15 protein-coding genes and 1 pseudogene are annotated in these 14,029 nt (G+C 67.7%); 5 read left to right on the top strand and 11 right to left on the bottom strand.

Going from position 1 to position 14,029, the window contains the following annotated elements:
- Positions 1 to 65 precede the first annotated feature (65 nt).
- Positions 66 to 1,835, bottom strand: coding sequence for a DNA helicase RecQ (gene recQ / locus HB724_RS03415; protein ID WP_213979508.1), 1,770 nt, complete (start codon positions 1,833 to 1,835; stop codon positions 66 to 68).
- 77 nt (positions 1,836 to 1,912) lie between these two features.
- On the opposite strand from recQ, the gene HB724_RS03410 reads away from it, so the two are divergent.
- The gene (locus HB724_RS03410) at positions 1,913 to 3,271 is read left to right on the top strand and encodes a glycoside hydrolase family 47 protein (RefSeq protein ID WP_213979507.1); all 1,359 of its coding nucleotides are present in this window, start codon (positions 1,913 to 1,915) and stop codon (positions 3,269 to 3,271) included.
- Positions 3,272 to 3,324: 53 nt separating this feature from the next.
- Positions 3,325 to 4,785, top strand: a pseudogene (locus HB724_RS03405) (ATP-binding protein); the annotation flags it as partial.
- Here HB724_RS03405 and HB724_RS03400 read toward each other — a convergent pair.
- The 3 genes from HB724_RS03400 to HB724_RS03390 all read right to left on the bottom strand — a co-directional run bounded on the left by HB724_RS03400 (position 4,782) and on the right by HB724_RS03390 (position 8,556).
- Positions 4,782 to 5,714: an alpha/beta fold hydrolase gene (locus HB724_RS03400; protein ID WP_213979505.1), complete on the bottom strand. Its 933-nt coding sequence runs from the start codon at positions 5,712 to 5,714 to the stop codon at positions 4,782 to 4,784. The pseudogene HB724_RS03405 and the gene HB724_RS03400 overlap by 4 nt on opposite strands.
- A 16-nt stretch (positions 5,715 to 5,730) precedes the next feature.
- Positions 5,731 to 6,576, bottom strand: coding sequence for a hypothetical protein (locus tag HB724_RS03395; RefSeq protein ID WP_213979504.1), 846 nt, complete (start codon positions 6,574 to 6,576; stop codon positions 5,731 to 5,733).
- Between the two features lie 159 nt (positions 6,577 to 6,735).
- Positions 6,736 to 8,556, bottom strand: coding sequence for an ABC transporter ATP-binding protein/permease (locus HB724_RS03390; RefSeq protein WP_213979503.1), 1,821 nt, complete (start codon positions 8,554 to 8,556; stop codon positions 6,736 to 6,738).
- Positions 8,557 to 8,648: 92 nt separating this feature from the next.
- Between HB724_RS03390 and HB724_RS03385 the strand changes: the two genes are divergently transcribed.
- The gene (locus tag HB724_RS03385) at positions 8,649 to 8,834 is read left to right on the top strand and encodes a hypothetical protein (RefSeq protein WP_213979502.1); all 186 of its coding nucleotides are present in this window, start codon (positions 8,649 to 8,651) and stop codon (positions 8,832 to 8,834) included.
- 54 nt (positions 8,835 to 8,888) lie between these two features.
- Here the strand turns inward: HB724_RS03385 and HB724_RS03380 are convergent, their stop codons facing one another.
- The 4 genes from HB724_RS03380 to crtY all read right to left on the bottom strand — a co-directional run bounded on the left by HB724_RS03380 (position 8,889) and on the right by crtY (position 12,436).
- Positions 8,889 to 9,095, bottom strand: a complete 207-nt coding sequence (locus HB724_RS03380) for a hypothetical protein (protein ID WP_213979501.1) — start codon at positions 9,093 to 9,095, stop codon at positions 8,889 to 8,891.
- Between the two features lie 125 nt (positions 9,096 to 9,220).
- Positions 9,221 to 9,802, bottom strand: a complete 582-nt coding sequence (locus HB724_RS03375; RefSeq protein WP_213979500.1) for a TIGR00730 family Rossman fold protein — start codon at positions 9,800 to 9,802, stop codon at positions 9,221 to 9,223.
- Between the two features lie 4 nt (positions 9,803 to 9,806).
- Positions 9,807 to 11,279: a phytoene desaturase gene (locus HB724_RS03370; protein ID WP_213979499.1), complete on the bottom strand. Its 1,473-nt coding sequence runs from the start codon at positions 11,277 to 11,279 to the stop codon at positions 9,807 to 9,809.
- The gene (gene crtY / locus HB724_RS03365; protein WP_213979498.1) at positions 11,276 to 12,436 is read right to left on the bottom strand and encodes a lycopene beta-cyclase CrtY; all 1,161 of its coding nucleotides are present in this window, start codon (positions 12,434 to 12,436) and stop codon (positions 11,276 to 11,278) included. Before crtY ends, HB724_RS03370 begins: the two co-directional genes overlap by 4 nt.
- A 131-nt stretch (positions 12,437 to 12,567) precedes the next feature.
- Here crtY and HB724_RS03360 point away from each other — a divergent pair, with 131 nt between their 5' ends.
- A complete protein-coding gene (locus HB724_RS03360) occupies positions 12,568 to 12,714 on the top strand; it encodes a hypothetical protein (protein WP_213979650.1) in 147 nt (48 codons plus the stop codon).
- Between the two features lie 24 nt (positions 12,715 to 12,738).
- A complete protein-coding gene (locus HB724_RS03355; protein WP_213979497.1) occupies positions 12,739 to 13,047 on the top strand; it encodes an alkylphosphonate utilization protein in 309 nt (102 codons plus the stop codon).
- Positions 13,048 to 13,098: 51 nt separating this feature from the next.
- Here HB724_RS03355 and HB724_RS03350 read toward each other — a convergent pair whose 3' ends face one another.
- From HB724_RS03350 to HB724_RS03340, 3 genes are all read right to left on the bottom strand, one after another.
- Positions 13,099 to 13,299: a dodecin family protein gene (locus HB724_RS03350; protein ID WP_213979496.1), complete on the bottom strand. Its 201-nt coding sequence runs from the start codon at positions 13,297 to 13,299 to the stop codon at positions 13,099 to 13,101.
- 87 nt (positions 13,300 to 13,386) lie between these two features.
- Positions 13,387 to 13,674 (bottom strand): DUF3175 domain-containing protein, encoded by a 288-nt coding sequence (locus HB724_RS03345; RefSeq protein WP_213979495.1) that lies wholly within the window; start codon positions 13,672 to 13,674, stop codon positions 13,387 to 13,389.
- 3 nt (positions 13,675 to 13,677) lie between these two features.
- The coding region (locus tag HB724_RS03340; RefSeq protein WP_213979649.1) for a hypothetical protein at positions 13,678 to 14,029 on the bottom strand (352 nt) is incomplete at its 5' end.

Here is a 14,029-nt window from a genome sequence, read left to right as displayed (position 1 = left end):
TAGGGGGCTTTGGAGGATGATCTAGCCCAGGATCGCATCCTTTCGAAAGCGGGAACGGAGACCCGTCAATTCTGGCGGATGACTTCCAGGAATTCCGCGCCATAGGCTTCGAGCTTGCGCGCGCCGACGCCCGAGATGCGCCCCAGCTCGCCCAGGGTCGCCGGTCGCGCGGTGGCCATGTCGCGCAGCACCGAATCGTGGAAGATCACATAGGGCGGCAGGCCGGTCTCCTGGGCGATGTCGCGGCGCTTGGCGCGTAGCGCCTCGAACAGCGGATTGCCGACCGGGTTGGCGCCGCCCCCCGTCCGGCCCCGCTTGCTCCGGCGTTCGCGCCGGGGCGGCAGGACAAGCGACAATTCGGCCTCGCCCTTCAGGATCGCCCGCGCCTCCGGCCCGAACTCCAGCCCGCCATGGGCATTGGTGCGCAGCGCATCGCGCAGCAGCAGCGCGCGCGAGACCGGCTTGAGCAGCGCCGCCTCCTCGCCATCGACGATGCCGAACACCGATAGCTGCTCGTGCCCGTTCATCAGGCTGCGCTCGGTCGACTGGCCTAGCAGGACCGATTCGACATAGCCCAGCCCGAACATCTGGCCGGTGCGGAACACCGCCGACAGGAATTTCTGCGCGGTGACGGTCGCATCGATCGCGGCGGGCGGAGTGAGGCAGTTGTCGCAATTGCCGCACCGTTCGGGCAGGTCGGTCTCGCCGAAATGGCGCAGCAGGATGCGGCGGCGGCAGCCCCCCGTCTCGACCAGCGCGCCGAGCGCGCTCAGCCGCGTGCGCTCGCCGGCCTGGCGCGCGGGCTCGACTTCGCCGATCCGCTGGCGCGCGCGGGCGAAATCGTCGGCACCCCAGAAGAGGTGCGCCACCGCCGGATCGCCGTCACGCCCGGCGCGGCCGGTCTCCTGATAATAGGCCTCGATCGACTTGGGCAGCCCGGCATGGGCGACGAAGCGCACGTCCGGCTTGTCGATTCCCATGCCGAAGGCGACGGTGGCGACGACCACCATGTCCTCGCTCGCGACGAAGGCGGCCTGGTTGCGGCGGCGGACGGCAGGGTCGAGTCCGGCATGATAGGGCCGCACCGGGCGCCCCGTTTCGGCGAGCTTCTCCGCCAGCTTCTCCACGCCGGCGCGCGTCTGGGCATAGACGATGCCGGGGCCGGGCTGCTCGGCGATCAGGTCCAGGATCTGGCGCGTCGTGTTCTCGCGCGGGGTGATCGTGTAGCGGATATTCGGCCGGTCGAAGCCCGCGACGATCAGCCCCTCCGCCGGGATGCCGAGCTGTTCGAGGATATCGGCGCGGGTATGTGCGTCCGCCGTTGCAGTGAGTGCGAGCCGCGGCACCTCCGGGAAGCGATCGAGCAGCGGGCGGAGCAGCCGGTAATCGGGGCGGAAGTCATGCCCCCATTCGGAGACGCAATGCGCTTCGTCGATCGCGAACAGCGAGAGCTTCGCCTGGCCCAGCAGGTTGCGGAAGCCTTCGCCCGATGCGCGCTCGGGGGCGATATAGAGCAGGTCGAGATCGCCAGCACGGAAGCGCGCGATCGTCTCCTCGCGATTGTCGTCCGCCGACGTCAGCGTCGCGGCGCGGATGCCCACCGCCTCGGCCGCGCGAAGCTGGTCGTGCATCAGCGCGATCAGCGGCGAGACGACGATGCATGTCCCCTCCAGCGCGAGCGACGGCACCTGGTAGCAGAGCGACTTGCCCGCGCCGGTGGGCATCACCGCCAGCGTGTTGGCACCGGCCATGACGCGGCCGATCACGTCGCTCTGGACGCCGCGAAACCCGGCAAAGCCGAAGGTGGTGTGGAGGATTTCGAGCGGATCGGCCATCTCCACGCGCCTAGCGGGGTGGGGCGTGCCCTGTCGAGGCGATTGCGCGGACGCTCGTCGCAACCTAGCCTTGGGCGATGCATCGCCGTTCCTTCCTCGCCGCCAGCGCCACCGTCGCGCTTCTCCCCAATCCTGCCCACGCCGCCGGGGACTGGCATGCGCTCGCCGAGGACGTCCGCAGCGAGATGCGCTGGGCTTGGGGCCAGTATCGCGAACGGGCCTGGGGCAAGGATCAGATCATGCCCGTCTCGGGCGGCGCCGAGAGCTTTTCGGTCAAGGGTCATCATGTCGGGCTCAGCCTGGTCGAGGCGCTCGACACGCTCTGGCTGATGGAGCTCGATGACGCATTCGCGGAGGGCGTCGCCTGGGTGAAGGCCGATCTCGATTTCGACATCGATGGCGAAGTCTCGGTGTTCGAGACGATCATCCGGTTGGTCGGCGGGCTGCTCTCGGCCTGGGTCGCCTGCCAGGATCCGGCGCTGCTCGCCAAGGCGAAGGACTTGGCCGACCGGCTGATGCCCAGCTTCGAGGTGTCGCCGCTCGGCCTGCCGCATCGCTATGTGAACCTGCGCACCGGGGCGGTGCGCGGGCCGGAGAGCAATCCGGCCGAGATTGGCACCTGCCTCCCCGAATTCGGGCTGCTCAGCCAGGCCACCGGGGACGATCGCTATCGTGCCGCTGCGAAACGCGCGCTGGTCGCGCTCTACGATCGCCGTTCGAAGATCGGGCTGATCCCCGACAAGATCGATGTGATGACCGGCGAATGGCGCAGCCGCCGCGCGACGATCGCGCCGCCGTCCGACAGCTATTACGAATATCTGTGGGACGGCTGGCAGTTGCTGGGCGATCGGGACTGCCTGGCCATGTATCGCGCCTGCACCGCGTCGATCCTCAAATATCAGCAGGCGAAGCTGGGCGACCGGCTCTGGTTCGTCGATGTCGATTTCGAGACCGGCAAGCGGATCAGCTGGGAGCAGGACGAGCTCGCCTCCTTCTATGGCGGGCTGCTGGCGCAGGGCGGGGCGGGCGCCACGGGTGCCGCCTATACCTGCTCGTGGCAGGGCGTGCAGGATCGCTTCGGCATCCTCCCCGAAGGCTATGATCCCTCCACCGGCAAGGCCGATATCGTCACCAACGATCTGCGCCCCGAGCTGGCCGATGCCGCCTTCAATCACTGGCTGCTCGATCGCGACGAGCGTTGGCGGCATCTGGTGCGCGATCATTATCTGGCGATGAAGCGCTGGAATCGCGCGCCCTATGGCTATGCGGTGATGGCCGATGTCATCACCAAGGCGCAGGGCGATCATTGCCCAGGATATTGGTGGTCCGAGCAGATGAAATATTACTGGCTGATCTTCTCCGATTGCCTGCGCTTCGATTATACCCGCAACTATCTCTCGACAGAGGGTAATGTGCTGCTGGGGATGAAGCGCTAACAGCTTTTCGCCGAACCGAGCTTGCCCCGCATGCCCCGCATCCGGCAAAGCCCGCGACGATGACGGTTCGCGTGGACATGGGGGTGGACGGCACCGGTAACGGGGTGTCGATGGACCTGGAGGAGCTGCTCGCCACGCGGCTGCTGGTCCAGGGCAATTCGGGCTCGGGCAAGTCGCATCTGCTGCGCCGCCTGCTCGAACAGTCGGCGGGCCATGTCCAGCAGGTGGTGATCGATCCCGAGGGCGATTTCGTCACGCTGGCGGACCGCTACGGCCATGTCGCGATCGAGGCGGTCGATCATAGCGAGCGCGACGTCGCCCGCTTCGCCGCGCGGATTCGAGAACACAGAGCATCGGTGGTGCTCAGCCTGGAGGGGCTGGAGGCGGAGGGGCAGATGAAATGCGCCGCCGCCTTCCTGTCGGGCATGTTCGATGCGCCGCGCGATCATTGGTATCCCGCGCTGGTCGTTGTCGACGAGGCGCAGCTCTTCGCCCCCGCGGGCGGCGGCGAAGTGGCCGAGGAAGTCCGGCGTGCGTCGCTGGGCGCGATGACCAATCTGATGTGCCGCGGCCGCAAGCGCGGGCTGGCCGGGGTGATCGCCACGCAACGGCTGGCCAAGCTCGCGAAGAATGTCGCCGCCGAGGCATCGAATTTCCTGATGGGCCGGACTTTCCTCGACATCGACATGGCGCGCGCCGCCGACCTTCTCGGCATGGAGCGCCGCCAGGCCGAGGCGATCCGCGACCTCGAGCGCGGCACCTTCCTCGCGCTCGGTCCCGCCGTGGCGCGCCGCCCGGTCGCGATCCGCATCGGCACGGTCGAGACGAGCGCACGCAGCTCCAGCCCCAAGCTCACCCCGCTGCCTCAGGCGCAGGCCGAGGACATCAAGGATCTGCTGCTCGCTCCCGCCGAACCGACCTGGACGCCGCCCGCGCCGTCGCCGGCGCCGAAGCCGCTCGCGTCCGAAACGCTGATCGAGGCGCTTGCGCGCTCCACGCCGATGGCCGCCGAGCCCGAGCCGGATCGCGATCCCGGGGAAGTCGCTGGCCTGATCGCCGATGTGCTGCGCGACATCGTCGCGGACGGCGAATCCGCGCTGCGCTCGCCGGCGGTGCTCTATCAGGATTTCCTCGTTCGTTGCCGCATGGTCGGCCTCGCGCGACCGCCGCTCGATCTGTCGCATTTCGTCCGCCGGCTCTCGGCGGCGCGGGCGGGCATCCATGGCGATCCCGACGACGACTGGAGCCAGGCGCTCGATGCCGCCGGCGCCCTGCCCGACGACATGCTCGGGCCGTTCCTGCTCGTTGCCCGCGCCGCGCGCGAAGGGCTGCCTTGCCCGAGCGATACCGAGATCGCCGCGAGCTACGGCACCAGTTCGCTCGGCCGGGTGCGCCGGCTGATGACCTATATCGAGAGCCGCGAGCTGTTCGTCACGCGGGTCGATCTCTCGGGCAAGCGCTCGATCACGATCCCGCGCCTCGGCTGGACCACCCAGCCCGCCGAGGTCGGCTAGGCCGCCAGTACGCGCCGCAGCCAGGCTTCGGTCTCGGCGGCATGGGCGACCGGCAGCATATGGCCGCCCTCGATCATCTCGATCGTCGCGCCGGGGATCGCCTGTGCTGTCTTCGTGCCGTGCAGCGCGGGATCTAGCAGCGCGTCCTGCCGGCCATAGAGGATCGCCACCGGCATCCTGATCTCGCCATAGCGCAGCGCCTGGCGTTCCATCTCGGGCTTGGCGATGCCGATCTCGAACGTGCCCTGCAGGAACGAGGCGGGCCGCACGGTCAGCGCACCGCCGCCGCGCGTTGCGAAATCGGCGGGCACCGGATCGGGGGAGAAGACCTCGATGCTCTTCGCCTTGCCCGTCCGCATCGCGATCGGCACCGCTACCGTCCAGGCCAGCGGCCCGCGCAATACCGCGGGTACCATCAGCCCCTTGAACACCTCGGGCGGCCGATCGACCGGCTGGGCATAAGGCGCGATCAGCGCGAGGCCGCGCACCAACTCGGGATGGTCCAGCGCCAGCGCGAGCGACACGGCGCCGCCCATCGAATGGCCGACCAGCAGCGGCTTTTCGAGCCCGAGCTGCTCGATCAGCGCCGCGATCATGCCGGCTTGCGCCGCGATGCCGGGCCGGGGGCCGGTCAGCGTCGAATAGCCCCAGCCCGGTCGGTCGACCAGGATCACGCGATGGTCCTTCGCCAGCCCTTCCGCAAGCGAATGCGAGAAGTTGCGCATCTGGCCCATCAGCCCATGGACCATCACGATCGGCGGGCCCTTCTCGTCCTCGGGCCGCAAGTCGAGGAAATGCAGCCGCGCGCCCGGCACATCCGCGAAGCTCCCGTCGGGCGGCACCGCTTCCTCGACCTTGCGGGCGACAAAGGCGGACCAGCCGGCGAGGCCCAGCACCAGTATGCCGGCAATCCCGAACGGTATCAGCATTATCCTCTCCCTGTTTTCAGGAGATATAGCCCGCCCGCACCAGGAACGCATGGAGCGATTCGGGGAAGGTCCGGTAGTTGCTGCCCTTGCCCGGCGGGCAGCGATGATCGGTCCATTCGGAATAGGGCACGTCGCAGCTTTGCCAGAGGTCGTTCTCCTCGCGGTCCCAATGGTGCAGTATTTCGGCCCAGGCGGAATGGAAGCCGCCGATCCGCGCCGCATCGGCAACATAGGCGGCGCAGGCGCCGTTGCGATAACGGGTGTTCGATAGGCATATCGGCCGCAGCCGCGCCATGTCTTCGCGGAACACCGCCGCATAGGCGGGCTCGCGCGATACGTCGACCGATATGCCGCCGCGCACCGTGAGCACTACAGGGGGCCGAGGCGTGCAGGCATTGCAGCCGAAGACGTCGCCGAAGCCCCCGTCGCGCAGTATGAAATCGACTGCGCCGTCGCCTGAAATGTCGGTCAGCGTCGCTGGAAGTTCGCCCTGGAGATAGCCGGGCAGCGTGGCTTCGCGGTATCCGGAGCCGGACGGGAGGAGCAATTGCACGCGCACATTGCCAGCCGAACCGCCGGATTCATTCTCGATCACCACGCCCGGCCGCGGATCCGTGGCATCGAAGCGCACCACCGCCACGCGATAAAAGGAGGACTGGTCGTCCGTCCGCACCGTGACGGGTGCGACTCCCGTTGACGTCACCGTCACTTCCGCCTGGTTGTTCTGCGGATCCCAGCGGCATCCCTCGGTTTGTGGCGGCATGCCGCAGGGCGCCGGGGCGATTGCGATGCGCACGCCGTCCGAAGTCCAGATCGCACGTCCGTCGCTCGGCTTCCAGAAGCGGAAGGTAGCGGGTGCCACGTCGCCCACTTCGGAGCGAGCTGGGGCGGTCGCCGCTGCGAGAAGCAAAAGCGGCAGGCAGGCAAGCAGCTTCATCGGCGCGAATCCGACTGGAGGAGTGCCCAGCCTATGGCGCGATCGGAACTCCGTCCATCGGCAAAATGCAACGCTTCGTCGCAGTTATTGCACCGCGACTTCCTCGCCGGCTTCGCGTTCCTGCGCCTGGCGTGCCCACATCTCGGCATAGAGGCCCTGGCGGCGCAGCAGCTCGGCATGGGTGCCCTGCTCGGCGACGCGGCCCGCCTCCAGCACGACGATCCGGTCGGCATGGACTACGGTGGAGAGCCGGTGCGCGATCACGATCGTCGTGCGGCCGTGCTCGATCGCCTCCAGCGTCGCCTGGATATCGGCCTCGGTGCGGCTGTCGAGCGCGCTGGTCGCTTCGTCGAGGATCAGGATCGGCGGGTTCTTGACCAGGGTGCGGGCGATCGCGACGCGCTGCTTCTCGCCGCCGGACAGCTTGAGGCCACGCTCGCCCACCCGCGTATCGAAGCCTTCGGGAAGCGACTGGATGAAGCCGGCGATCGCGGCGCCGCGCGCGGCCGATGCGATCTCGTCCGGCCCGGCGCCTTCGCGGCCATAGGCGATGTTGTAGCCGATCGTGTCGTTGAACAGCACCGTGTCCTGCGGGACGATGCCGATCGCGGCGCGCAGGCTCGCCTGGCGGACCTGCGAGATGTCCTGTCCGTCGATCGTGATCCGCCCGCCGGTCAGGTCGTAGAAACGGTACATCAGCCGCGCGAGGGTGGACTTGCCCGCGCCCGAGGGGCCGACCACCGCCACGGTCGCGCCCGGCGGTATGTCGAGGTCGATGCCCTTCAATATCTCCCGGTCCGGGCCATAGCCGAAATGCACGCCCTCGAAGCGGACATGGCCTTTCTCCACCACCAGCGGCGGCGCGCCGGGCATGTCCTTCACTTCGGCATCGGTGTCGATCAGGTCGAACATCGAGCCCATGTCGATCACCCCCTGCCGGATCGTGCGATAGACCATGCCGAGCAGGTCTAGCGGGCGGAAGAGCTGGGCGAGCAGCGTGGATACCAGCACCACGTCGCCGGGGGTGAACCTGCCGTCCGCCCATCCGAACACGACCAGCGCCAGCCCCGCGCCCATCATCAGGTTGGTGATGAGCGCCTGGCCGATATTGAGCCAGGCGAGCGAATTCTCCGATGTCACCGCGGCATCGGCATAGGCCGACACGGCCTTGTCGTAGCGCGCGGCCTCGCGGTCTTCGGCGTTGAAATATTTGACGGTTTCGAAGTTCAGCAGCGAATCGACCGCATGCGCCACTGCGCCGGTGTCGAGATCGTTCATCTGCTCGCGCAGCTTGGCGCGCCAGTCGGTCACCCAGCGGGTGAAGGCGATGTAGACCACCACCATCGCCAGCGTGCCGGCCACCAGCCACACGCCGAAGCGCGTCCAGAAGATGCCGAGCACCAATGCGAGCTCGAGGATCGTCGGCGCGATGTTGAACAGCAGGAAATAGAGCATCGTATCGATGCTCTTGGTGCCGCGCTCGACAACCTTGGTGATCGCGCCGGTGCGCCGCTCGAGATGGAAGCGCAGCGAGAGCCGGTGGAGATGACGGAACACGTCGGACGCCAGCCGCCGCGTCGCATCCTGGCCGACGCGCTCGAACACGGCGTTGCGCAGATTGTCGAACAGCACGCCGCCCAGCCGCGCGGCGGCATAGCCCGCCACCAGCGCCGCCACGAGCCACACGCCGTCGCGCGATCCGCTCGCCATCCGGTCGATCGCGCCCTGGAGCGCGAAGGGCGCGCCATAGACCTGGACCAGCTTCGAGCAGACCACGAGCAGCAGCGCGATCACGATCCGCACGCGCAGCCCCGGCGAATCCTTGGGCCAGAGATAGGGCAGGAAGCGCTTCATCGTGCCGAGCAGCGGGCGCTCGGGCGCGGAAGTCGAAGTTTGGGGTGGCATTCGGCGGGATTTGGGACGTCCGGCGCCTGGATGCAACGGCTTGCCGGAACGGGCATCGCCACGCTTCGTTGAATCCGCCGGAAGGAAGGATGATGCAGCAGGTCTTCTATGTGCTGGCGATCATGGGCTGCGGCGACGATTCGACCGCGTGCAGCCAGGCGCGGGTGGAGCCGGTGCGCTACACTTCCTATGTCGCCTGCCAGGAGGCGATGCCCGATGCGCTCCGGCGCAACAGCGATCTTTCCTATCCGGTGATCGGCGGCGCCTGCCAGCGCTAGGGCGAGCGCATGGTCGATCGCGAACCGCCGCGCCAGCGCCGCGGCGGCTGAGGCTCAGTCGTTCGCCCCGACCTTGTGCATCGGCAGCGCCCAGCGGATCTGGTCGCGCAGCAGCGTTTCGAGATCCTCGGCACCGACATTGTGCGCGGCGGCGCGCTTGCGGAGCAGCGTCACCAGCAATTCCTCGCGCGACTGGGGGCGAGGCGGCGTGGAGCGGCCCTTGGCGAGCGCCTTCGAAAGCGTGAGCGACAGCATGGTCATAGGCAATTCTTGCCTAGCCGCTGCTTGCGGCCTGCTTGCCGGGAATGGTTGGCACGGCGTTATTCATGAATTTTCCGGCACCGATGCAGTCGGATAGCGCCGATTCCGCACAAACGCCCCGCGTCCTAAAGGTCGTCGCGCTTCATGCGGATGATCGGGACGGTCGGCTCGAAATCGGCCATCCGGGCGAGCAGCCGGTCGAGATCGTCGTCGGTCAGCAGGATGTTCTGGTGCTGCGGCCGCAGGAAGCCGACGTCGCCCATCTTGCCGACGAACGCGATCAGTCCGTCATAAAAGCCGGCGACGTTGAGCAGCCCCACCGGCTTGGCGTGATAGCCGAGCTGCGCCCAGCTCATCGCCTCCCACAATTCGTCCATCGTGCCGGTGCCGCCGGGGATCGTCAGGAATCCGTCCGAAAGCTCGGTGAAGCGCGCCTTGCGCTCGTGCATCGTGTCGACGACATGGAGCTCGCTCAGGCTCCGGTGCGCCACCTCGGCGTTGACCAGCGCCTGGGGAATCACGCCGATCACTTCGCCGCCGGCCGCCAGCGCGGCATCGGCCACGGCGCCCATCAGCCCCAGCTTGCCGCCGCCATAGACCAGGCCGATGCCCCGCGCGGCGAGGGTGCGCCCCACCATCCGTGCGCTTTCGATATAGACCGGATCGGCCGGCGTGGCCGATCCGCAATAGACAGCGATGCGCTTCACTCGTTCAGTCTCCCAGGATCAGTGCTGCGGTCGCCTTGGCGCTGGCGACGACACCGGGGATGCCGGCGCCCGGATGCGTGCCCGCACCCACGAAATAGAGGTTGGCGATCGCGTCGTCGCGATTGTGGACGCGGAACCAGGCGCTCTGCGTCAGGATCGGCTCCAGGCTGTATCCCGATCCCAGATGGGCGTTCAGGTCGTCGCGGAAATCGCTGGGCGCATAGCTGAATTTGGCGACGATCCGCTCCTTCAGGTCCGGGATCAGCCGCCGCTGCACTTCGGCAAGGATGCGCGCTTCCAGCACCGGCCCGATCTCGCTCCAGTCGATCGGGAACTTGCCGAGATGCGGCACCGGCGCCAGCGCGTAGAAGGTCGAATGTCCCTCCGGCGCCATGCCCGGATCGGTCGCGCTTGGATGGTGGAGATAAAGCGCCGAATCCTCGCTCAGCACGCCGTGGTCGTAAATGTCCTCGAGCAGCCCCTGATAGCGCGGGCCGAACAGGATCGAATGGTGCGGGATCTCCGGGAAGCTGCCCTTGACCCCGAAATGCACCATGAACAGCGATGGCGAATAGCGTTTGTGCAGCAGGGCGCTCGCGGTCCGCTGGGCGCTGCGCGATCCCTTGAGCAGGTCGCGATAGCTGTGGACGATGTCGGCGTTGCTCGCCACGGCATCGACCTGCATGTCGAAGCCGCTCGCGGTCTTCACCCCCGTCACCCGATCGCCCAGCGTGTCGATCGCCGTCACCGGATCGCCGAGCCGCACCACGCCGCCCAGCCGCTCGAAATGCTTCACCATGCCGGCCACCAGCCGGTTGGTCCCGCCCTCGGCCCACCAGATGCCACCGTCGCGCTCCAGCTTGTGGATCAGCGCATAGATCGCGCTCGCGGTCATCGGATTGCCGCCCACCAGCAGCGTGTGGAACGACAGCGCCTGGCGCAATTTCTCGTTCTTCACATGCGACGAGACGATCGAATAGACCGATCGCCAAGCCTGGTGCCGCACCAGCGCCGGCGCCGCCTTCAGCATCGACTTGAAATCGAGGAACGCCGTGGCACCCAGCTTCCCATAGGCTTCGCGATAGACTTCCCCGGAATATTTGAGGAAGCGGGCATAGCCGCCGACATCCTCCGGGCTCAGCCGGGCGATCTCGGCGTTCAGTTGCGCATCGTCGTTGCCGAGGTCGAAGCGCTCGCCGTCGGGCCAGGACAGCCGGTAGAAGGGCGAGACCGGCACCAGCTTCACGTCTTCGGAAATATCGTGGCCCGAGATCCGCCACAGCTCGCCCAGCGCCGCGGGATCGGTGATGACGGTCGGCCCGGCATCGAAGGTGAAGCCGTCGCGCTCCCAGAAATAGGCGCGGCCGCCGGGCTTGTCGCGTGCCTCGATCAGCACGGTGTCGACGCCCGCCGATTGCAGGCGGATGGCGAGCGCCAACCCGCCGATCCCTGCGCCGATCACCGCGACCCTTTTCATGCGATATGTCTCCGCATTGCCTGCATCGCCCGTCCGATCGGCACCGGCCTGCCGTTCAGCACGCGCAGCCGGTCGACCAGCGTCGACTGGCCCGCATAGAAGCGTGCGATCAGCCCCGCGTCGAGCCGATAAAAGCGTTCGAGCACGCGATAGCGCTCGTGCGGGTCGGCGGCGCGGAACAGCATGGCCGCCAGCATGCGGTAGAAGCGGCGGCTGCGCCAGGCATAACGCGCCGCATTGCGGGTCAGCTCGTGCAGCGCCGCGCCGCTGAGGCTCCGCGCATCGGCGATCGCCGCCGCCAGCCGCACCGCATCGGCCAGCGCATGGCCGGTCATCGGGTGGAACAGCCCGGCACGCATCCCGGCCTTGGCGACGCCGCGGCCACCCGATTCCCAATAGCCGTCGAAATCGCCGCCCATCGCCACCGGCAGGCTGGCGGCCTCCTCGCGCCGCACGCGTTCGACCTGCCAGCCCTGCGCGGCGACATAGGCATCGATCCGAGTGCCGATCTCGGGCAGGTGCAGCTCGGGCGTGTCGCTGTAATAGCTGTCCTCGACGAACATCCGCGTCGCCGAGAAGGGCAGGCAGGACGCGAAGCGATAGCCGTCGAGCTGCTCGACCATGGCATCCGCCAGGATCGGGCGCGCCAGCTCGTGGGCCTCGCCCAGATCGAGCTCGCGGCCCAGCGACTTGCGCCAGCCGAGATCGAGCTTCGCCAGGTCGCCCGTGCCGCGGCAATCGATCACGCCGTCGGCCTGGACCAGGTCGCCGCCCGAAAGCGCCACCGCGGTCGGCGTCACGTCGATCGCCTTGCGCCGGAGCATCAGCGCCTTTTTCGGCAGCGCCTCGCGCACCAGCCGGTCGAACCGATCGGATTCGATCGCATAGCAGGGCGCCTTCAGCGAGCGGGCATGCGCCGGGAAGGCGACGTCATAGCCGGTCCAGCCATGGCTGATGAGCGGGGCGGCCAGCCAGCGGTCGGCGGGGGCGATGTCGCTGCCGAAGAACGACCAGAGATGGTTGCCGCCGATCCGTCCCGATCCCTCGATCAGGCGGATGTCGCAGTTCGGTTTCTTCTTCTTGAGCGCCAGGGCGATAAGCCCGCCGGCAAGTCCGCCGCCGACTATGGCGACGTCGCAACTGATGGTGGACGGCATTCGACGCCGCCTAGCCCAAGCGGCCGGCGGGGGAAACCCCGCGCACCGGCGCCGGTCGCCGCCCAGCCTCGCTTCGCGCGAATTGATGCGGGCTTCGGCGCGCCTTTGCGCTATCAGCGCGGGCGGGGCATATGGCCCCCGAAGGACAGATCATGGCCAAGAGCCAGAAGAAGTCGAACCGCGAAGTGCGCAAGCCCAAGGCGGAAAAGGTCAAGACGATTGCCGCCAATGCCTCCACCAAGGACAAGCCGGTGAACATGGTGACGATCAAGAGCTGATTTAGGCAAGAGCTGAGGAACCGAATGAGCGGAGAAGAAGACGCGTTCGTCTATGACGAGGCGAGCGGCGAGTGGATCAGCGCGGCGGAGGCGGCGGCCAAGGCCGGCGCCGAGAATGCCGTGGAAGTGCGCGACGCGGTGGGCAACCTGCTCGCGGACGGCGACCAGGTGACGCTCATCAAGGATTTGACCGTGAAGGGCGCGGGCCAGACGCTCAAGCGCGGCACGCTGATCAAGTCGATCCGCCTCACCGGCGATCCCCAGGAGATCGACTGCAAGTTCGAAGGCATCAAGGGCCTGGTGCTGCGCGCCGAGTTCGTGAAGAAGCGCTGAGGTCCGGCGCCCGACGGAGCGAGCGCCTTCCCCCCCCCCCCCCGAGGGCGCTCAGCTCACGATGAAGGTCACCGCCAGCGTGACCCGCCATTCGGCCACCTTGTCGTCGCGGATAACGGCCTTGGTATCCTTCACCCAGGCGCCCTCGATGCCGGAGATGGTCTCGCCCACCTTGGCGATGCCCGTCTGGACCGCATCCTCGATGCTGGTGGCGGAACCCGCGACAATTTCGATCGTCTTCGCAACGGCCATGACATGCTCCTGCTCGGGCGGGATGCCCGGGGCGATCCGGGAGGATCGTCGGCCGTAACGAACGGAAATCGATATGGTGCCGGGCGGTCAGCGTTTGGGCGGCTTGCCGAACGCCTCGCGCAGCTCGTCCTTGGCGTCTTCGAGCACGCGCTTCTGTTTCGCGTCGAGATCCTTGCCGGCGCGGTTGATGTAGAAGCTCAGCATCGACATCGCCGACCGGAAGGGCGAGGATTTGCGCCGGTGGCTCGCCTCGGCCGATTTCTTGAGGCTGGCGGCGATCCGCTTCGGATCCTTCAGCGTGAAGACGTCGCGCTCCAGGTCGAGCGCGTCCGAATGCCCGGTGACGTCCTGCGACCATTTCCTCGCGGCGGCCATCGCTCAGTGCCGCTTGAAATATTGCACGTCGCGCTCGTGCTTCTGGGCGGCGGCCTTGGTGTCGAAGGTGCCGAGATTCCGGCGCTTGCCGGTGTCCGGATCCTTCTTCTTCGAATAGAGGCGATATTCGCCCGAGGCCAGCTTGCGGATCATGCCCGGCAAAACGCGCCGGCGCCGCATGGGTTTCCGCGCGGGGTCGCGCCGGGGCTGGAGATGTTCGCGAAGCGGCGGCGGATCGGTTGACCAAATTGCCACCACAGCGGCTTTTTTCGCGGCAGGCGCCCGCAAGGCGACGGCGAGGCGCCCGTATCGCGACACCGGCGCGCCGCCGACGCGACGGGCACGCGCCACCTGC

Source organism: Sphingomonas sp. dw_22, assembly GCF_018449795.1.
GTDB lineage: Bacteria > Pseudomonadota > Alphaproteobacteria > Sphingomonadales > Sphingomonadaceae > Sphingomonas.
The sequence above is the reverse complement of the archived record's forward strand: the minus strand, read 5'-3'. Positions and strand labels throughout refer to the sequence as shown.